Consider the following 19,661-nt stretch of genomic DNA (forward strand, 5'->3'; position numbering starts at 1 on the left):
GTTCCACCCCGTGTCCCGCACCTCCGTCACCCCCACCGTCGGCGTCCTCGCCCTCCAGGGCGACGTCCGCGAGCACCTCATCGCTCTCGCCGCCGCCGACGCCGTGGCCCGTCCCGTCCGCCGCCCCGAGGAACTGGCCGAGATCGACGGCCTGGTGATCCCCGGTGGCGAGTCGACCACGATGTCCAAACTCGCGGTCGTCTTCGGCATGCTGGAGCCGCTGCGCGAGCGGGTGCGCGGCGGGCTGCCGGTGTACGGCACCTGCGCGGGCATGATCATGGTGGCCGACAAGATCCTCGACGGCCGCGAGGACCAGGAGACCATCGGCGGCATCGACATGATCGTGCGCCGCAACGCCTTCGGGCGGCAGAACGAGTCCTTCGAGGCAGCCGTGGACGTCAAGGGCGTCAACGACGGTCCGGTCGAAGGTGTCTTCATCCGCGCGCCGTGGGTGGAGTCCGTCGGCGCCGCCGCCGATGTGCTCGCCGTCCACGAGGGCCACACCGTAGCCGTCCGGCAGGGCAACGTCCTCGCGACGTCCTTCCACCCGGAACTGACCGGCGACCACCGGATGCACGCGTTGTTCGTCGACATGGTGCGCGCCCGCCAGCCGTAGTGAGCGGAGCGCCCGCGGCGGTCGGCCATGGCTGGAAATACGCCCGGAGTGCGGGGGCGGGCAGGCCACGCGATCCCGGTAGGATCTCAGGCGTTCGTACGGAATTTGGTTACGCGAAGGAGACAGGCAGATGTCCGGCCACTCTAAATGGGCTACGACGAAGCACAAGAAGGCCGTGATCGATGCCAAGCGTGGCAAGCTCTTCGCGAAGCTGATCAAGAACGTCGAGGTCGCCGCGCGTACCGGTGGCGCCGACCCCGACGGCAACCCGACGCTCTTCGACGCCATTCAGAAGGCCAAGAAGAGCTCGGTCCCGAACAAGAACATCGACAGCGCCGTCAAGCGTGGCGCCGGTCTTGAGGCGGGCGGCGCCGACTACCAGACCATCATGTACGAGGGCTACGGCCCCAACGGCGTGGCGGTCCTCATCGAGTGCCTCACCGACAACCGCAACCGCGCCGCCTCCGACGTGCGCGTCGCCATGACCCGCAACGGCGGCTCGATGGCCGACCCCGGCTCGGTCTCCTACCTGTTCAACCGCAAGGGCGTCGTTCTCGTCCCCAAGGGCGAGCTGTCGGAGGACGACGTGCTCGGCGCGGTCCTGGACGCGGGCGCCGAGGAGGTCAACGACCTCGGTGAGTCCTACGAGGTGATCAGCGAGGCGACCGACATGGTCGCCGTGCGCACCGCGCTCGTCGAGGCCGGGATCGACTACGACTCGGCCGACGCCAACTTCCTGCCCACCATGCAGGTCGAGCTCGACGAAGAGGGCGCGCGCAAGATCTTCAAGCTGATCGACGCGCTGGAGGACAGCGACGACGTGCAGAACGTCTTCGCCAACTTCGACATCTCCGACGAGGTCATGGAGAAGGTCGACGCCTGACGGGCGCGCCCTTCACCGGCTTCTGTCGCGTTCCCTCGCGGGCGCGCGTACGCGAGGGGCCGACGGGGTGCTGTCCCCGTCGGCCCGACCACCGCCCCTGTGCGCGTGCTTCGCGTCCCCGCGCGCCGTGGCCCCGGCCCCATTGTCAGAGTCGGCCGATACTGTGCCTGATCAGGGGGCTCCACCCCCGATGTGACATCACATGACCGAACGGTTGAGGGGGCGCGGATGCGGGTGCTCGGTGTGGACCCTGGGCTGACCCGCTGCGGTATCGGCGTCGTCGACGGCGCCGCGGGACGCCCCCTGCGCATGGTGGACGTAGGCGTCATCCGCACGGCGGCGGACGCCGGCACGGGAGAACGGCTGGTGCTCATCGAGCAGGGCATAGAGCGCTGGCTGGACGCGCACCGGCCCGAACTGGTCGCCGTGGAGCGGGTGTTCAGCCAGCACAACGTCCAGACCGTGATGGGCACAGCCCAGGCCAGCGCCGTCGCGATGCTCTGCGCCGCCCGCCGCGGCCTGCCCGTGGCACTGCACACCCCCAGCGAGGTCAAGGCGGCCGTCACCGGCTCGGGCCGCGCCGACAAGGCCCAGGTCACCGCCATGGTGACCCGGCTGTTGCGGCTCGACGCACCACCCAAGCCCGCCGACGCCGCCGACGCGCTGGCGCTCGCCATCTGCCATATCTGGCGGGCCCCGGCGACCAACCGCCTCCAGCAGGCCGTCGCCGCCCACCGCCGCGCCGCCCCGGCCCCGCCGCGCTCCTCAGCCTCCGTACGAACCCGGAAGGGCCCCGCATGATCGCCTTCGTCTCCGGCCCGGTCGCCGCCCTCGCCCCTGACCTCGCCGTCGTCGAGGTCGGGGGCGTCGGAATGGCCGTCCAGTGCACCCCCGCCACCCTCGCCGGGCTGCGCGTCGGCCAGCCGGCGAGACTCGCCACCTCCCTCGTCGTCCGCGAGGACTCCCTGACGCTCTACGGCTTCGCTGACGACGACGAGCGGCAGGTCTTCGAGCTGCTGCAGACGGCGAGCGGCGTCGGCCCCCGGCTCGCCCAGGCCATGCTCGCCGTGCACGCCCCCGACACACTGCGGCGCGCGGTCTCCACCGGCGACGAGAAGGCGCTCACCGCCGTGCCCGGCATCGGCAAGAAGGGCGCGCAGCGGCTCATGCTCGAACTGAAGGACCGGCTGGGCGAGCCGGTCGGCACGCCGCGGGGCGCCGCCGGTATCGGCAGCGCCGTCTCAGCGACTTGGCGGGACCAGCTGCACGGCGCCCTGATCGGCCTCGGCTACGCCACCCGCGAGGCGGATGAGGCGGTGGCGGCCGTCGCCCCGCAGGCCGAGGCCGCGCAAGCGGACGGCGCCGAGCCGCAGGTCGCCCCGCTGCTGCGGGCCGCCCTGCAGACCTTGGGCCGGGGTCGCTGAGTGGCCGGTCGCGTACGAGAAAGGCAGACGGCATGAACTGGGACGACACCCCCGGCGACAGCGCGGCGGAGCCGACCGGCCTGTCGGGGCTGCCCGCAGAGCGGCTGATGGGCGCGGAGGCCGACGGCGAGGAGCAGGCCATCGAGGCCGCCCTGCGGCCCAAGGACCTGGGCGAGTTCATCGGGCAGCAGCGCGTCAGGGAACAGCTCGACCTGGTGCTGCGCGCCGCCCGGCAGCGCGGCGGCACCGCCGACCATGTCCTCCTGTCGGGCGCCCCCGGCCTCGGCAAGACCACTCTTTCGATGATTATCGCGGCCGAGATGGGCGCCCCCATCCGCATCACCTCGGGCCCCGCCATCCAGCACGCCGGAGACCTCGCCGCGATCCTCTCCTCGCTGACCGAGGGCGAAGTGCTCTTCCTCGACGAGATCCACCGGATGTCCCGGCCCGCCGAGGAAATGCTCTACATGGCGATGGAGGACTTCCGCGTCGACGTCATCGTCGGCAAGGGTCCAGGGGCGACCGCGATCCCGCTGGAGCTTCCCCCCTTCACCCTGGTCGGGGCGACCACCAGGGCCGGGCTGCTGCCACCGCCGCTGCGCGACCGGTTCGGCTTCACCGGGCATATGGAGTTCTACGAGGCGGCCGAGCTGGAGCGGGTCATCCACCGCTCCGCCCGTCTGCTCGACGTCGAGATCGACGTTCCCGGCGCCGCCGAGATCGCGGGGCGGTCCCGGGGCACGCCGCGTATCGCCAACCGCCTGCTGCGCAGAGTCCGCGACTACGCGCAGGTCAAGGAGGACGGCGTCATCACCAGGGACATCGCGGCGCGGGCGCTCGCGGTGTACGACGTGGACGGCCGTGGCCTTGACCGGCTCGACCGCGCCGTGCTGACGGCCCTGCTCAAGCTGTTCGGCGGCGGCCCCGTGGGGCTGTCCACCCTGGCGGTGGCCGTGGGGGAGGAGCGGGAGACCGTCGAGGAGGTCGCCGAGCCGTTCCTCGTACGCGAAGGGCTGCTCGCCCGCACGCCCAGAGGCCGGGTCGGCACGCCCGCCGCGTGGGCCCACCTCGGGCTCGTACCGCCGCAGAAGCAAGGGGGCGGCGGTGCGCAGCCGGGCCTGTTCGGTGGGTGACGGCGCGGGGGCTGGTCCCCCCAGGAACCCCGGTGCCATGCTGAGCGTTGTTCCTTAGGCGCGGGCTCGCTTAGACTCCGCCGACGCCGTCCGTTCAGTACGGCGTACCCACTCCCGTATACCAGGCCGTGCACTCGCGGTCGTGCGAAGGAAATTCCGTCCCGTGGATATCGTGACTCTCCTGCCGTTCGTCGTGCTCATCGGGGCCATGTTCCTGATGACCCGGTCGGCCAAGAACAAGCAGCGCCAAGCGGCGAACATGCGTGACCAGGTGCAGCCGGGCACCGGCGTGCGGACGATCGGCGGGATGTACGCCACCGTCAAGGAGGTCCACGACGACACGATCCTGCTTGAGGTCGCGCCTGGCGTCCACGCCATCTACGCGAAGAACTCGGTGGGCGCCGTCCTGGACGACAGCGAGTACAACCGCATCGTGCACGGCATCGACCCGGAGCACGCCGACGACGCGCCCGTCGTCCCGGACGACGCCTCCTCCCTGACCGAGGCCGAGGCCGGCGACGACGCCCGGCCGGTCGACATCACCAAGTCGGACACCGCCGGTGAGCCCGAGGCCGCCGACGAGGCCGACACGACCGGCAAGGCCGACCTCAAGAAGGCCGACACCGGCTCGGCCGACTCCTCCGAGTCCGACGCCGCGGAGCCCGAGGACACCAAGCGTCCCGGCGACAACGACGCGAAGTAGTCGCACTCGGGGCAACGCGGAGCGCCACCGCTCGGTGCGCCGCGGCTCCGAGACGGTCTAGGCTCCGGCGGGGGGCACGTCCCCACAACACTTCGTGGCCGCTTGGCGCGCACCCTCGCCTGGCGGTTGGACAGGGAGAAACGAAAAGGTGGCAGCACCGAAGAAGGGCCGTAGGACCCTTGGGCCCAAGGGCAGGCCCGGTCGTGCCCTCGTCGCGATCCTGATCGCCATGGTGGCGCTCGTGGGGGGAATGTTCCTCTCCGGCAACACCACGCCCCGGTTGGGCATCGACCTCGCGGGCGGCACCAGCTTCACGCTGGAGGCCAAGAACGAGCCGGGCAAGCCCAACGCGATCAACAGCGACAACATGAACACCGCCGTCGGCATCATGGAGCGGCGGGTCAACGGGTCCGGTGTGACCGAGGCCGAGGTCCAGACGCAGGGCAGCAAGCACATCATCGTGAACATCCCCAAGGGGACGGACGCGAAGCAGGCCCGGGAGCAGGTCGGCACCACGGCCAAGCTCGGCTTCCGCCCGGTGCTGACCATGGCGGCGGGGGAGCCCACCAAGGAGCCGAAGCCCGACCCCACCAAGGGCGGCGCTGACAAGGGCAAGGACGGCGACAAGGACAGCGGCAAGAACGGCGACAAGCCCAAGGACGGCGACGAGGGCGAGAACGGCGACAAGACGTCGCCGAACCCCACCGCCACCGCCCAGGGCCGCGCCGTCCCCAGCGCGCTGAAGGCGCCGACGCCCACGCCCACGCCGACCCCTCCGGGCAGCGAGGACCCGCAGAAGCCTTCGAAGGACGAGCAGGCCAAGATCGCCGCGCTGCAGAAGAAGTTCGCGGCGCTGGACTGCACCACCACGAAGGCCCAGGCCAAGGCGAGGACCGCCGGTGCCACGGCCAAGACGACCGAGCCGATCGTCGCGTGCAACAAAGACGGCCAGAAGTTCCTGCTGGGCCCGGTCGACATCGAGGGTGACAAGATCACCGACGCCTCGGCTGTCTACGACTCGGCGCAGGGCCAGGGCTGGACCGTCAAGCTCGACTTCAACAAGAGCGGCGGCAAGAAGTTCGGGAAGATCACCGCCGAGCTCGCCAAGCAGCCCGAGCCGCAGAACCAGTTCGCGGTCGTCCTCGACGGCGAGGTCGCCTCGAACGCGCGGGTGACCAACGCCATCACCGGCGGTGCGGCCACCATCTCCGGCGGTTTCAACAAGGACTCCGCCGACGACCTGGCCAACATCCTGTCGTACGGTTCGCTGCCGCTCTCGTTCAAGATCGCCGACCAGCAGACGGTCTCCTCCGCCCTCGGCGAGGAGCAGCTGCAGGCCGGTCTGACCGCCGGTGCCATCGGCCTCGCGCTCGTCATCCTGTACATGGTCGTCTACTACCGCGGCCTGGCCCTGGTGGCCATCGCCAGCCTCGGCGTCTCCGCCGTGCTGACGTACACGATCATGGTCCACCTCGGTGAGGGCATCGGGTTCGCACTGAACCTGCCGGCGGTCTGCGGCGCCATCGTGGCCATCGGTATCACCGCGGACTCGTTCATCGTCTACTTCGAGCGCATAAGGGACGAGATCCGCGACGGCCGCTCCCTGCGGCCCTCCGTGGAACGCGGCTGGCCCCGCGCCCGGCGCACCATCCTCGTCTCCGACTTCGTGTCGTTCCTCGCCGCCGCCGTGCTCTACATCGTCACCGTCGGCAAGGTGCAGGGCTTCGCGTTCACGCTCGGACTGACGACCCTGCTGGACGTCGTCGTGGTCTTCTTCTTCACGAAGCCGCTGATGACGATCCTCGCCACCCGCAAGTTCTTCGCGAGTGGGCACCCCTGGTCCGGCCTCGACCCCACGCGGCTCGGCGCCAAGCCGCCAGTGCGGTCCCGCCGCCGCCCCATCGCTCCCGCCGACACGAAGGAGGCGTGAGATGTCGCGACTCGGCAGTCTCGGCGCCAGGCTCTACCGGGGCGAGGTCGGGTACGACTTCGTCGCCAAGCGGATGATCTGGTACGGCATCTCGATCCTGATCACCATCACGGCGATCGTGGGCCTGGGGGTGCGCGGTCTGCACATGGGCATCGAGTTCTCCGGTGGCGCGGTCTTCACCACGCCCAAGACGAGCATCTCCGCCGACGAGGCGCGGGACAAGGCGGAGTCGGCCGCCGAGGGTCACACCGCCATCGTCCAGGAGCTCGGCAACGGCGGCCTGCGCATCCAGATCAGCGATCTGGACACCGCGGCGTCCGAGCCGGTCCAAGAGGCCCTCGCCAAGGACCTCGGTGTGCCGGCGCAGAAGATCGACACGCAGCTCGTCGGCCCCAGCTGGGGTGAGGAGATCGCCAAGAAGGCCTGGCAGGGCCTGGCGATCTTCATGGTCCTGGTGGTGATCTATCTCGCCATCGCCTTCGAGTGGCGGATGGCACTGGCCGCCCTCATCGCCTTGATACACGACCTCACGATCACGGTCGGCGTGTACGCGCTGGTCGGGTTCGAAGTCACACCAGGCACCGTGATCGGTCTGCTGACCATCCTCGGTTACTCCCTCTACGACACCGTCGTCGTCTTCGACGGCCTCAGAGAGGGCTCGAAGGGCCTCACCAAGCAGTCCCGCTACACCTACAGCGAGATCGCCAACCGCAGCCTCAACTCCACGCTGGTGCGTTCCATCAACACCACCGTGGTGGCGCTGCTGCCCGTCGGCGCGCTGCTGTTCATCGGCGGCGGCCTGCTCGGCGCCGGCATGCTCAACGACATCTCGCTGGCGCTGTTCGTGGGTCTCGCCGCCGGCGCGTACTCCTCGATCTTCATCGCCACCCCGCTGGTCGCCGACCTGAAGGAACGCGACCCGCAGATGAAGGCCCTGGCCAAGCGGGTGCTCGCCAAGCGCGCAGCGGCCGCCGCCAAGGCCGACTCCCAGGGCGAGGGCGATCCGGCCGAGGACGCGCGCGGCACCTCCGACGCGAGCGACGACGAGGACGACGACGTGGAGTCCGACGACGCGACCCCGGCAGGCGTCGTCGGCCAGCGCCGCACCCAGCCCGCCCGCAACCGCGGCCGCGGCAGGCCCTCGGGCAAGCGGCGGTGACCGGGGTGGAGGCCACGGGCCTGGAGACGGGCGGCGCACGGCTGGATGCCAGCAGCCCCGCCGGTGCGGAGCTGCGCACGCTGCTCCTCAACCGCATCCACGACGTCCCCGACTACCCGCAGCCGGGGGTGATGTTCAAGGACATCACCCCGCTGCTCGCCGACGCCGAGGCGTTTGGCGCGCTGACCGAGGCGCTGGTGGAGCTGTGTGTCGCCGCTCGGGCCGACAAGGTCGTCGGTCTGGAGGCCAGGGGCTTCATCCTGGCGGCGCCGGTCGCGGTGCGGGCCGGGGTGGGGTTCGTGCCCGTGCGGAAGGCGGGCAAGCTGCCCGGGGCGACGCTGAGCCAGGCGTACGAGCTGGAGTACGGCACGGCGGAGATCGAGATACACGCCGACGCCGTACGTGCCGGGGACCGGGTTCTGGTCATCGACGACGTGCTGGCCACCGGTGGCACCGCCGAAGCGTCGCTGCACCTGATCCGGCGGGCCGGGGCCGAGATCGCCGGCGTCGCCGTCCTGCTGGAGCTGGGATTCCTCGGTGGCAGGAAGCGGCTTCAGGGCGCGCTTGACGGCGCCCCGCTGGAGGCGTTGATCACGGTCTGACCAGCGGATATCTGTCCAGGGCGGGCACCAGGGGCGACCTCGGTGCCCGCCTTCGGTGTGCCGGGGGGACGTGGTGGGAGCGAGAATGGACTGGCGGGATCGATATCATGGCTGTCCGAGCTCCTTTACGGACCGGTCCTGCATGAGGAGTGCTCTTGCCAGACGAGGCCCAGCCGCTGACCGCCGCGCACCCTGACGAGCCGAACGCCGCGGGTGCCCCGGTGGGAGCCGACGCGCCGAGGACCAGTGGTGGCGGTGCGTCCAGCCCTGGACCCAAGCCGGGACCCAAGCCCCCGGCCGAGCTGCCCGAGGGCGGCCCGAACACCAATGTCCCGGCCCGGCCGCAGGCGCCGGGTCCCGCGCCGCGGCAGGGTTCCTCCAACCGGGTGCGCGCGCGGCTCGCCCGGCTCGGCGTGCAGCGCTCCAGCCCGTACAACCCGGTCCTCGAACCGCTGCTGCGCATCGTCCGGGGCAACGACCCCAAGGCCGACGCGGCCACGCTGCGCCAGATCGAGCGGGCGTACCAGGTCGCCGAGCGCTGGCACCGGGGGCAGAAGCGCAAGAGCGGCGACCCGTACATCACGCATCCGCTCGCGGTCACCACGATCCTCGCCGAGCTGGGGATGGACCCGGCGACGCTGATGGCGGGCCTGCTGCACGACACCGTGGAGGACACCGAGTACGGCCTGGACACGCTGCGCCGCGAGTTCGGCGACCAGGTCGCGCTGCTGGTCGACGGCGTCACCAAGCTCGACAAGGTCAAGTTCGGTGAGGCGGCGCAGGCCGAGACCGTACGCAAGATGGTCGTGGCCATGGCCAAGGACCCCCGCGTCCTGGTCATCAAGCTCGCCGACCGCCTCCACAACATGCGCACCATGCGGTACCTGAAGCGGGAGAAGCAGGAGAAGAAGGCCCGCGAGACCCTGGAGATCTACGCCCCGCTGGCGCACCGGCTGGGCATGAACACCATCAAGTGGGAGCTGGAGGACCTCGCCTTCGCGATCCTCTACCCCAAGATGTACGACGAGATCGTGCGGCTGGTCGCCGAGCGGGCGCCCAAGCGCGACGAGTACCTGGCGGTCGTCACCGACCAGGTCCAGGGCGACCTGCGCGCGGCGCGCATCAAGGCGACCGTGACCGGGCGCCCCAAGCACTACTACTCCGTGTATCAGAAGATGATCGTGCGGGGCCGCGACTTCGCCGAGATCTACGACCTGGTGGGCATCCGGGTCCTGGTCGACACCGTCCGCGACTGCTACGCCGCGCTCGGGACCATCCACGCCCGGTGGAACCCGGTGCCGGGGCGGTTCAAGGACTACATCGCCATGCCCAAGTTCAACATGTACCAGTCGCTGCACACAACGGTCATCGGACCCAGCGGCAAGCCCGTCGAGCTCCAGATCCGCACCTTCGACATGCACCGCCGCGCCGAGTACGGCATCGCCGCGCACTGGAAGTACAAGCAGGAGGCCGTCGCCGGTGCCTCCAAGGTCCGCACCGACGTGCCCAGGGGCAAGGGCGATCGCCAGGACACCGTCAACGACATGGCGTGGCTGCGGCAGCTGCTCGACTGGCAGAAGGAGACGGAGGACCCGGGCGAGTTCCTGGAGTCCCTGCGCTTCGACCTCTCCCGCAACGAGGTCTTCGTCTTCACGCCGAAGGGCGACGTCATAGCGCTCCCGGCCGGTGCCACGCCGGTGGACTTCGCTTACGCGGTGCACACCGAGGTCGGCCACCGCACCATAGGCGCGCGGGTCAACGGCCGTCTGGTGCCGCTCGAATCGACGCTCGACAACGGTGACCTGGTGGAGGTCTTCACCTCGAAGGCGCCAGGCGCCGCCCCGTCCCGCGACTGGCTCGGCTTCGTCAAGTCACCACGCGCCCGGAACAAGATCCGCGGCTGGTTCTCCAAGGAGCGCCGCGACGAGGCCATCGAGCAGGGCAAGGACGCCATCGCCCGCGCGATGCGCAAGCAGAACCTGCCGATCCAGCGCATCCTCACCGGCGACTCCCTGGTCACCCTCGCGCACGAGATGCGCTACTCCGACATCTCCTCGCTGTACGCAGCGATCGGCGAAGGCCACGTCGCCGCGCAGAACATCGTGCAGAAGCTGGTCCAGGCCCTCGGCGGGGAGGACGCGGCGAGCGAGGACCTCGCCGAGTCCACCCCGCTGCGGACCCGCACCAAGCGGCGTAAGAGCACCGACCCCGGCGTGGTCGTCAAGGGCGTCGACGACGTGTGGGTCAAGCTGGCGCGCTGCTGTACGCCCGTGCCGGGCGACCCCATCATCGGCTTCGTGACCCGCGGCAGCGGCGTCTCCGTGCACCGGGCGGACTGCGTCAACGTGGACTCGCTGTCCCAGCAGCCGGAGCGCATCCTCGAAGTCGAGTGGGCGCCCACCCAGTCCTCGGTCTTCCTCGTCGCCATCCAGGTGGAGGCGCTCGACCGGTCCCGGCTGCTGTCCGACGTCACCCGGATTCTCTCCGACCAGCACGTCAACATCCTCTCGGCCGCCGTGCAGACCTCCCGCGACCGGGTCGCCACCTCGCGCTTCACCTTCGAGATGGGCGATCCCAAGCACCTGGGCCATGTCCTGAAGGCCGTACGGAGCGTCGAGGGCGTCTACGACGTGTACCGCGTGACGTCGGCGCGCAGGCCGTAGGACCGACCGGCCCACGGCATAAGGCGGCCCCGGTACGCGCCGCGTACCGGGGCCGCCTCACGCCCGGACGGAAAAGCGTCAGCCGCCGAACTCCTGCAGGCCCTTCAGCGCCTGGTCGAGCAGCGCCTGACGCCCCTCAAGCTCCTTGGCGAGCTTGTCGGCCTTGGCGTTGTTGCCGGCGGCACGGGCCTTGTCGACCTGCTCCTGCAACTTCTCCACGGCCGCTTGCAGCTGCCCGGTGAGCCCGGCGGCGCGCGCCCGCGCCTCGGGGTTCGTACGCCGCCACTCGGTCTCCTCGCTCTCCTGGAGCGCCCGCTCGACGGCCTGCATCCGGCCCTCGATCTTCGGCCGGGCGTCCCTCGGCACGTGGCCGACGGCCTCCCAGCGCTCGTTGATCGAACGGAAAGCGGCCCGCGCCGCCTTCAGGTCCGTGACCGGCAGGAGCTTCTCCGCCTCGGCGGCCAGCTCCTCCTTGCGCGTCAGGTTCTCCCGCTGCTCCGCGTCGCGCTCGGCGAACACCTCGCCGCGCGCCTGGAAGAAGACGTCCTGCGCGCCCCGGAAGCGGTTCCACAGGTCGTCCTCGGCCTCGCGCTGCGCGCGGCCCGCCGCCTTCCAGTCCGCCATCAGGTCCCGGTACCGGGCGGCCGTGGGGCCCCAGTCCGTCGACTTGGACAGCGCCTCGGCCTCGGCGACCAGCTTCTCCTTGGCCTTGCGTGCCTCCTCGCGCTGCGCGTCGAGCGAGGCGAAGTGCGCCTTGCGCCGCTTGGAGAAGGCCGAGCGGGCGTGCGAGAAGCGGTGCCACAGCTCGTCATCCGTCTTGCGGTCCAGGCGCGGCAGGCCCTTCCAGGTGTCGACGAGGGCACGCAGCCGTTCCCCGGCCGACCGCCACTGCTCACTGGCGGCCAGTTCCTCGGCCTCGGTGACCAGCGCCTCCTTGGCCTTACGGGCCTCGTCGGACTGTTTGGCCTTGACCGCCTTGCGCTCCTCGCGGCGCGCCTCGACCGTCTCGACCAGCTTGTCCAGGCGCTTCTTCAGCGCGTCCAGGTCGCCGACGGCGTGGTGCTCGTCGACCTGCTGGCGCAGATGGTCAATGGCGGTCGTCGCGTCCTTCGTCGACAGGTCAGTGGTTTTGACCCGGCGTTCGAGGAGGCCGATTTCGACAACAAGGCCCTCGTACTTGCGCTCGAAGTAGGCGAGGGCTTCCTCGGGGGAGCCCGCCTGCCAGGAACCGACGACCTGTTCGCCCTCGGCCGTCCGCACGTACACGGTCCCCGTCTCGTCGACGCGGCCCCATGGGTCGCTGCTCACAGCGCCTCCTCCACATGATGCCGACGCGGGCGCGCGGCCCGCGGGCATCGTCCACGGTTTACTCCCGGCCGGGCAGCGCCGGGCCGGTCCGACGGGCTGCTGGTGCACCGATCCGGCAGGGCGGCAGCCGTCGGAGCAGGCACCCTACACAACGCAAACATAGGCGACCGGCGGCCCGGCTGTCCGTATCCAGCGCGACCGAAATTTCGCAGTACGCGCGTCAGTACGCGTCCTGCCCCGCCCGTTGGCGGGGCGGGGCCGGGACCTCCACCGGGCACGGGCCAGGGCCGGGCGGCCTCAAGAGCGCGTGACGGTGGCCTTGTTGATCACCACGGTGGCGTTGGGCGCGGTGTTTCCCGACGTCGGGTCGGGGGCGGACGCACCGGCCTCGGCGATCTTCTTCAGCACGTCCTTGCCGCCCTTGATGGTGCCGAACGGTGTGTAGTAAGGGGGCAGCTCGCTGTCCTGATAGACGAGGAAGAACTGGCTGCCGCCGCTGTTCTTGTTCTCGCTCTGGCCCTTTTCGGGCTTGGGGTTGTACCGGTTGGCCATCGCGACCGTACCGGCCGGGTACACGTTGCCCTTGAGCTTCGGGTCCTTCAGGTTCTCGTCGGGGATGGTGTAGCCGGGGGAGCCGGTGCCGTCACCCTTCGGGTCGCCGCACTGGAGGACGAAGATGCCCTGATTGGTCAGCCGGTGGCACTTGGTGTGGTCGAAGTACCCCTTGCCCGCCAGGAAGTTGAAGGAGTTCACCGTGTGCGGCGCCTTGTCGGCGTCCAGGTCGATGGAGATGTCGCCGCAGGTGGTCGCCAGCTTCATCGCGTACGAAGCGGACGTGTCGATGTCCAGCGCGGGTTCCTTCTTCCAGCTGAGGCTCTTCGGGCCGCCCTTCGCGGGCTTCGCGCACGGGTCGGGCGCCTTGCTGGTGGGCGGGGCGCTCGGGGTGGGGGAGGCGTCGGCCTTGTCGGACGAGTCGCCGCCGCCGAGGCCGACCGAGGCGTACGCCGCCGCACCCGCGGCCAGTACCACGGCGAGTGACGTCGCGATCACCGCGTTGCGGCGGCTGTTCCGCTTGCGTGCCATGGCCCTGCGCTGCTGCTGCCGTTCGTACTTGGCGCGGGCGAGCTGCCGCCGCCGCTGATCGTGACTGACCACCGGGTCTTCTCCTCGTGTCCTGATGCCTGATGTGCGATGCGGTGTGCTGGGATGCGGTGTGTTGCGTGCGGTGTGTGGCGATGCGGGATGTGCGGTGCCGGACGCGCGGGCTGATGGCCCGGGGCACCCGGGGGCGGAAGCGCCCTTCCCGCGCACGCCGTCGTGCCGCACGCCGTCGTACGGCCGTACCGTATATCGGTTACCTGTGCCCGGTGCGTCGCCGGTAGGCTCTGTGAACGCCGAGTTCCACGGCACCGACGCCACCGTACGCAGACCACCGGACGACTGAAGGACGATCGTGCTCATTGCTGGGTTCCCCGCCGGGGCCTGGGGGACCAACTGCTATCTGGTCGCCCCCGCCGCCGGTGAGGAGTGCGTGATCATCGACCCGGGCCACCAGGCCGCCCAGGGAGTCGAAGAGGCCATCGCCAAGCACCGGCTCAAGCCCGTCGCCGTCATCCTGACCCACGGCCATATCGACCACGTCGCCTCCGTCGTCCCCGTATGCGGCGCGCACGACGTACCGGCGTGGATTCACCCGGCGGACCGCTACATGATGAGCGACCCGGAGAAGGCCCTCGGCCGCTCCATCGGGATGCCGTTGATGGGCGAGCTGACCGTGGGGGAGCCCGACGACGTCAAGGAGCTGACCGACGGCGCCGCCCTGAGCCTGGCCGGGCTGGAGCTGACCGTCGAGCACGCACCCGGCCATACCAAGGGGTCGGTGACCTTCCGGATGCCCGAGACCACCGACATCCCGCCGGTCTTCTTCTCGGGTGACCTGCTCTTCGCCGGCTCCATCGGACGTACCGACCTGCCTGGCGGCGACCACGCCGAGATCCTCCAGTCGCTGGCCCGTGTGTGCCTGCCGCTCGACGACTCGACCGTGGTGCTGTCCGGCCACGGCCCCCAGACCAGCATCGGCCAGGAACGCGCCACCAACCCGTATCTGCGGCAGGTGGCCGCCGGCCTCGGAGGCGGCCCCGCCGCCCCGCGACGAGGAATGTGACGAACTGCCCCGTGAACGCCTTCACCGCCCCCAAGGGCACGTACGACCTGACGCCTCCGGACTCCGCGGTCTTCCTCGCGGTGCGCGAGGCCATCGCCGCGCCCGTACGCCGCGCCGGATACGGCTACATCGAGACGCCCGGCTTCGAGCACGTCGAACTCTTCTCACGCGGCGTCGGTGAGTCCACCGACATCGTGACCAAGGAGATGTACACCCTCACCACCAAGGGCGGCACCGAGCTCGCGCTGCGCCCCGAGGGCACCGCCTCCGTGCTGCGCGCCGCCCTGGAGCGCAACCTCCACAAGGCCGGGAACCTGCCGGTCAAGCTCTGGTACTCCGGTTCGTACTACCGCTACGAGCGGCCGCAGGCCGGACGCTACCGGCACTTCTCACAGGTCGGCGCCGAGGCGATCGGCGCTGAGGACCCCGCGCTCGACGCCGAGTTGATCATCCTGGCCGTGGACGCCTACCGCTCGCTCGGACTGCGCCAGTTCCGGGTGCTGCTCAACTCGCTCGGCGACAAGGAATGCCGCCCCGCCTACCGCTCCGCCCTCCAGGACTTCCTGCGCGGCCTCGACCTCGACGAGGAGACGCGGCGCCGCGTCGACATCAACCCGCTGCGGGTCCTCGACGACAAGCGGGAGGCGGTCCGGGCCCAGCTCGGCGGCGCCCCGAAGCTGCGCGACCGCCTGTGCGAGGCGTGCAAGGAGTACCACGAGCAGGTACGCACGCTGCTGACCGCGGCGGGCGTCGAATTCGAGGATGACGAGCGGCTGGTGCGCGGCCTTGACTACTACACGCGTACCACTTTCGAGTTCGTTCACGACGGTCTCGGCTCGCAGTCGGCGGTGGGTGGCGGCGGCCGGTACGACGGGCTGTCGGAGATGATCGGCGGACCCGCGCTGCCGTCCGTCGGCTGGGCGCTCGGCGTGGACCGCACGGTGCTCGCGCTCCGCGCCGAGGGCGTCGAACTCGACCTGCCCGCCGTCACCGAGGTCTACGCGGTGCCGCTCGGCGAGGAGGCCAGGCGCGTCCTGTTCGAACTGGTCACGGCGCTGCGCCGGGCCGGAGTCGCCACCGACTTCGCCTTCGGCGGCAAGGGGCTGAAGAACGCCATGAAGTCCGCCAACCGCTCGGGGGCGCGGTTCGCGCTCGTCGCGGGTGAGCGGGATCTGGCCGACGGGGTCGTTCAGCTCAAGGATCTGGAGAGCGGCGATCAGACACCTGTCGCCCTGGACGCCGTCGTGGAGGAACTCCTCACGAAGCGGCGCTGACGCACAGGACCCTGGTGCACAATGACCAGGCAATGTCCGGCTGACGAGACGAATGGCGTTATGACCACTTCGGCACTTCACCGCTCTGACAGAGGCGAGAGCGACGCGGAGACTCCCACGGGCGCCGTCGGCGGCGGCCGGATCTTCGCCGCACTCCTCATCATCACCGGGGCCCTGGGACTGCTGGCCGCCTGGGTCATCACGCTCGACAAGAACAAGATCCTTGAGGCGAAGGCAGACGGCGGCTCGTACACGCCGGGGTGCAGCATCAACCCGATCGTGTCCTGCGGCAACATCATGGAGAGCGACCAGGCGGAGGCGTTCGGGTTCCCGAACCCGATGCTCGGCCTGGTCGCCTACGGGATCGTCATCTGCGTCGGGGTCTCGCTGCTGGCCGGGGCGCGCTACCCGCGCTGGTACTGGCTGGGGCTGTGGGGCGGCACGCTGTTCGGCGTCGCCTTCTGCACCTGGCTCCAGTACCAGTCGCTGTACGAGATCAGCTCGCTGTGCCTGTGGTGCTGCCTGGCCTGGGTCGCGACCATCGTCATGTTCTGGTACGTGACGGTGCACAACCTGCGGCACGGGTTCCTCCCGGCTCCGGAGTCGCTGAAGCGCGGCCTGCTGGAGTTCCACTGGGTCGTGCCGGTGCTGTGGATCGGCGTCATCGGCATGCTGATCCTCACCAAGTGGTGGGATTTCTGGACGACCGGCCAGGCGTGAGGGCCGGGGCCGGGCGGCCCCTCGGACAGGCGTGGACAGCGGCTCCCTCACGGGGGCCGCTTCGCTGTTCCGGGGGGAGTGTCACAGGGGTGGCATAGGGTTTCAGCGTGGAGCCCGACCTGTTCACCGCCGCCGCCGAGGACCGTCAGCAAAAGGACCCGGCCAGCAGCCCCCTCGCGGTCCGGATGCGCCCGCGCACCCTCGACGAGGTGGTGGGCCAGCAGCATCTGCTGCGGCCCGGATCACCCCTGCGCAGACTCGTCGGGGAGGGGAGCGGGGGCCCGGCGGGGCCGTCGTCCGTCATCCTGTGGGGCCCGCCGGGCACCGGCAAGACGACGCTGGCCTACGTCGTCAGCCTGGCCACGCAGAAGCGCTTTGTCGAGCTGTCCGCGATCACCGCCGGGGTGAAGGAGGTGCGGGCGGTCATCGACAGCGCGCGCCGCAGCTCCGGGGGGTACGGCCGCGACACCGTGCTGTTCCTGGACGAGATCCACCGTTTCAGCAAGGCCCAGCAGGACTCGCTGCTGCCCGCCGTGGAGAACCGCTGGGTGACCCTGATCGCGGCCACCACGGAGAACCCGTACTTCTCGATCATCTCCCCGCTGCTGTCCCGCTCGCTGCTGCTCACGCTGGAGTCGCTGACCGACACCGACCTGCGCGGTCTGGTGCGGCGGGCGCTGACCGACGAGCGGGGGCTCGGCGGCGCCGTGGAGCTGCCCGCTGACGCCGAGGAGCATCTGCTGCGCATCGCGGGCGGGGACGCCAGGCGGGCGCTGACGGCCCTGGAGGCGGGTGCGGGCTCGGCCATATCGAAGGGCGAGCCCTCGATCACCCTGGAGACGCTGGAGGAAGCGGTCGACCGGGCCGCGGTGAAGTACGACCGTGACGGCGACCAGCACTACGACGTCGCCAGCGCGCTCATCAAGTCCATCAGGGGCTCGGATGTGGACGCGGCGCTGCATTATCTGGCGCGGATGATCGAGGCGGGTGAGGACCCGCGGTTCATCGCCAGGCGGCTCATGATCTCGGCGAGCGAGGACATCGGCATGGCCGACCCGACGGCCCTGCAGACGGCGGTCGCCGCCGCTCAGGCCGTCGCGATGATCGGCTTCCCGGAGGCCCGTATCGCGCTCGGCCAGGCGACGGTGGCGCTGGCCCTGGCGCCGAAGTCCAACGCCGCCTATCTCGCGATCGACGCCGCGCTCGCCGATGTCAGGGCCGGGCTCGCCGGCCCGGTGCCGGCGCATCTGCGGGACGGCCACTACAAGGGCGCGGCGAAGCTCGGCCACGCCCAGGGCTATCTGTATCCGCATGACATGCCCGGCGGCATCGCCGCCCAGCAGTACGCGCCGGACGCGGTGCACGGCAAGCGCTACTACACGCCCACGCGCTACGGCGCCGAGGCGCGCTACGCGGACGTGGTGGAGCGGGTCCGCGCACGGCTGGGCGGCGAGCAGCCGGGCCCGGCGGAAGGCCCGGCCGACGGGCGGCAGTGACCGGGCGGCGCGTGGAGTTCAGTGCGCCGCCGCGTCGAAGAGGGTGTGCATGGCCCGGCGCAGCCCGGTGATGTCGCTCACCGGCTCGGGGAAGTCGAAGCGCGCGTCGAAGCACTCCTGGCCGGTGAAGCGGACCCGCAGGCCGAACCGGTCGAGCGCGAGCGGCACGGCGGCGGTGGTGGCCTGCTTGACCCGCTCGCCGAGCAGCCCGCACAGCCCCTGGACCTGCTCGCTGTGGGCGGAGTGCAGATGCTGGAGCAGCTCCGTCTCGTGCGCGGCCAGCGGGTCGGCTGTGGCGTGGACGAGGTCCTCGGGCTCGACGTCCTCGGCGCCCCACAGGTCGTCGATGTACGCCTCGCCGACCTCAAGGCGCAGCATCATGCGGCCCGGCTCGGCCATGCCGGGCGCGCACACGAGCCACCCGGAGAGCCAGGCCCTGCCCCGGATGCGGTGCGGGACGGAGACCGGTGCGACATCGGTGATCTCCAGCACAGCGGCCAGCTCGTCGTCCTGCGCGTGGGTGGCGGCCCGTACGGCCGGTGAGTCGGCGGGGAAGAGCAGGAACACCTCGCCGTCGTTTCCGGTGCTCCGGGCCTCCGAGGTGAGCTGGTCGGGGCGCGCTCCGTCCAGCCCGGGGATGAGCAGCACTCCGCAGGAGGTACTCTGTACGAGAGTTCGTGTGCGTTCGGCTGCTGACGGCATCCGTGCGATATCAAGTCCGCTGGGACGCGGCTGACCACGATCTGATCGGACCTCCGTCGCGTCGACGCCCAGAGCGTCGGCCTTCTTCGTGTTGTCCGTGACGTGACTGGTGTTCCCCGGGCGAGACATGCGATCTCCTTCAGTAAGGTGAGCCTAACCTAACTTACAACGGAGGTCTGGAGAACGTGCCTAACCAGTCGCGTCCCAAGGTCAAGAAGTCTCGTGCGCTCGGCATCGCGCTGACGCCGAAGGCCGTCAAGTACTTCGAGGCACGCCCCTACCCGCCGGGCGAGCACGGCCGTGGCCGCAAGCAGAACTCGGACTACAAGGTCCGTCTGCTGGAGAAGCAGCGTCTGCGCGCCCAGTACGACATCAGCGAGCGCCAGATGGCGCGTGCGTACGACCGCGCCAAGAAGGCCGAGGGCAAGACGGGCGAGGCACTGGTCGTCGAGCTTGAGCGCCGCCTCGACGCGCTGGTCCTGCGTTCGGGCATCGCCCGGACCGTCTACCAGTCGCGCCAGATGGTCGTCCACGGCCACATCGAGGTCAACGGCCGCAAGGTCGACAAGCCGTCCTTCCGGGTCCGCCCGGGCGATGTCGTCATGGTCCGCGAGCGCAGCCGCGAGAAGCACCCGTTCCAGGTCGCCCGTGAGGGTGGCTACGACACGGACGGCGAGACCCCGCGTTACCTTGAGGTCAACCTGAAGGCCCTGGCCTTCCGCCTTGACCGGGACCCGAACCGCAAGGAAATCCCGGTCATCTGCGACGAGCAGCTCGTCGTCGAGTACTACGCCCGCTAAGCAGGGCTCCGCGCGCCGCTCGCGGCGTGCACGCACCACCCGCGCGAGACCGCTCCGCCGTACGGCCAGCCCGTACGGCGGACG

The 19,661-nt window shown here is 70.4% G+C and carries 18 protein-coding genes; 15 read left to right on the top strand and 3 right to left on the bottom strand.

Annotated elements, in window-relative coordinates:
- Nucleotides 1-10: 10 nt before the first annotated feature.
- The 10 genes from pdxT (at nucleotide 11) to AC5P1B_RS06490 (ending at nucleotide 11,113) form a co-directional block, all read left to right on the top strand.
- Nucleotides 11-616, top strand: coding sequence for a pyridoxal 5'-phosphate synthase glutaminase subunit PdxT (pdxT, locus tag AC5P1B_RS06445; protein ID WP_493885545.1), 606 nt, complete (start codon nucleotides 11-13; stop codon nucleotides 614-616).
- A 130-nt stretch (nucleotides 617-746) separates the two neighbouring features.
- The gene (locus AC5P1B_RS06450; protein WP_493885547.1) at nucleotides 747-1,499 is read left to right on the top strand and encodes a YebC/PmpR family DNA-binding transcriptional regulator; all 753 of its coding nucleotides are present in this window, start codon (nucleotides 747-749) and stop codon (nucleotides 1,497-1,499) included.
- Between the two features lie 228 nt (nucleotides 1,500-1,727).
- Nucleotides 1,728-2,300, top strand: a complete 573-nt coding sequence (ruvC, locus tag AC5P1B_RS06455) for a crossover junction endodeoxyribonuclease RuvC (protein ID WP_493885549.1) — start codon at nucleotides 1,728-1,730, stop codon at nucleotides 2,298-2,300.
- Nucleotides 2,297-2,923, top strand: coding sequence for a Holliday junction branch migration protein RuvA (gene ruvA / locus AC5P1B_RS06460; RefSeq protein ID WP_493885551.1), 627 nt, complete (start codon nucleotides 2,297-2,299; stop codon nucleotides 2,921-2,923). The genes ruvC and ruvA overlap by 4 nt, the downstream gene beginning before the upstream one ends.
- Nucleotides 2,924-2,955: 32 nt before the next feature.
- On the top strand, nucleotides 2,956-4,056 hold the full coding sequence (ruvB, locus tag AC5P1B_RS06465) for a Holliday junction branch migration DNA helicase RuvB (RefSeq protein ID WP_493885553.1): 1,101 nt from the start codon (nucleotides 2,956-2,958) through the stop codon (nucleotides 4,054-4,056).
- Between the two features lie 163 nt (nucleotides 4,057-4,219).
- On the top strand, nucleotides 4,220-4,759 hold the full coding sequence (gene yajC / locus AC5P1B_RS06470; RefSeq protein ID WP_493885555.1) for a preprotein translocase subunit YajC: 540 nt from the start codon (nucleotides 4,220-4,222) through the stop codon (nucleotides 4,757-4,759).
- Nucleotides 4,760-4,907: 148 nt separating this feature from the next.
- Nucleotides 4,908-6,689, top strand: a complete 1,782-nt coding sequence (secD, locus tag AC5P1B_RS06475) for a protein translocase subunit SecD (protein WP_493885557.1) — start codon at nucleotides 4,908-4,910, stop codon at nucleotides 6,687-6,689.
- Between the two features lies 1 nt (nucleotide 6,690).
- A complete protein-coding gene (secF, locus tag AC5P1B_RS06480; protein ID WP_493885559.1) occupies nucleotides 6,691-7,848 on the top strand; it encodes a protein translocase subunit SecF in 1,158 nt (385 codons plus the stop codon).
- A 71-nt stretch (nucleotides 7,849-7,919) separates the two neighbouring features.
- Complete coding sequence (locus tag AC5P1B_RS06485; protein WP_493885798.1) at nucleotides 7,920-8,450, top strand: adenine phosphoribosyltransferase; 531 nt, start codon at nucleotides 7,920-7,922, stop codon at nucleotides 8,448-8,450.
- Nucleotides 8,451-8,671: 221 nt separating this feature from the next.
- Entirely contained in the window at nucleotides 8,672-11,113 is a 2,442-nt protein-coding gene (locus AC5P1B_RS06490; protein WP_493885799.1) for a RelA/SpoT family protein, read from the top strand.
- A 78-nt stretch (nucleotides 11,114-11,191) separates the two neighbouring features.
- Here the strand turns inward: AC5P1B_RS06490 and AC5P1B_RS06495 are convergent, their stop codons facing one another.
- Nucleotides 11,192-12,421: a DUF349 domain-containing protein gene (locus AC5P1B_RS06495; RefSeq protein ID WP_493885561.1), complete on the bottom strand. Its 1,230-nt coding sequence runs from the start codon at nucleotides 12,419-12,421 to the stop codon at nucleotides 11,192-11,194.
- A 297-nt stretch (nucleotides 12,422-12,718) separates the two neighbouring features.
- Nucleotides 12,719-13,576, bottom strand: a complete 858-nt coding sequence (locus tag AC5P1B_RS06500) for a peptidylprolyl isomerase (protein WP_493885563.1) — start codon at nucleotides 13,574-13,576, stop codon at nucleotides 12,719-12,721.
- Nucleotides 13,577-13,874: 298 nt separating this feature from the next.
- Here AC5P1B_RS06500 and AC5P1B_RS06505 point away from each other — a divergent pair, with 298 nt between their 5' ends.
- The 4 genes from AC5P1B_RS06505 (at nucleotide 13,875) to AC5P1B_RS06520 (ending at nucleotide 18,075) form a co-directional block, all read left to right on the top strand.
- Nucleotides 13,875-14,585 carry an MBL fold metallo-hydrolase gene (locus tag AC5P1B_RS06505; RefSeq protein WP_493885565.1) on the top strand — a complete coding sequence of 237 codons (711 nt, stop codon included), beginning with the start codon at nucleotides 13,875-13,877 and terminating at the stop codon, nucleotides 14,583-14,585.
- An 11-nt stretch (nucleotides 14,586-14,596) separates the two neighbouring features.
- The gene (hisS, locus tag AC5P1B_RS06510) at nucleotides 14,597-15,859 is read left to right on the top strand and encodes a histidine--tRNA ligase (RefSeq protein WP_493885566.1); all 1,263 of its coding nucleotides are present in this window, start codon (nucleotides 14,597-14,599) and stop codon (nucleotides 15,857-15,859) included.
- Between the two features lie 60 nt (nucleotides 15,860-15,919).
- The gene (locus AC5P1B_RS06515) at nucleotides 15,920-16,579 is read left to right on the top strand and encodes a vitamin K epoxide reductase family protein (RefSeq protein ID WP_493885568.1); all 660 of its coding nucleotides are present in this window, start codon (nucleotides 15,920-15,922) and stop codon (nucleotides 16,577-16,579) included.
- A gap of 107 nt (nucleotides 16,580-16,686) precedes the next feature.
- Nucleotides 16,687-18,075, top strand: a complete 1,389-nt coding sequence (locus AC5P1B_RS06520) for a replication-associated recombination protein A (RefSeq protein WP_493885570.1) — start codon at nucleotides 16,687-16,689, stop codon at nucleotides 18,073-18,075.
- Between the two features lie 18 nt (nucleotides 18,076-18,093).
- On the opposite strand, the gene AC5P1B_RS06525 is transcribed toward AC5P1B_RS06520, so the two are convergent.
- On the bottom strand, nucleotides 18,094-18,777 hold the full coding sequence (locus AC5P1B_RS06525; RefSeq protein WP_493885800.1) for a DUF2470 domain-containing protein: 684 nt from the start codon (nucleotides 18,775-18,777) through the stop codon (nucleotides 18,094-18,096).
- A gap of 185 nt (nucleotides 18,778-18,962) precedes the next feature.
- Between AC5P1B_RS06525 and rpsD the strand changes: the two genes are divergently transcribed.
- Nucleotides 18,963-19,577 (top strand): 30S ribosomal protein S4, encoded by a 615-nt coding sequence (gene rpsD / locus AC5P1B_RS06530; RefSeq protein ID WP_493885572.1) that lies wholly within the window; start codon nucleotides 18,963-18,965, stop codon nucleotides 19,575-19,577.
- Nucleotides 19,578-19,661 lie beyond the last annotated feature (84 nt).

It is taken from the genome of Streptomyces sp. A01, assembly GCF_059026195.1.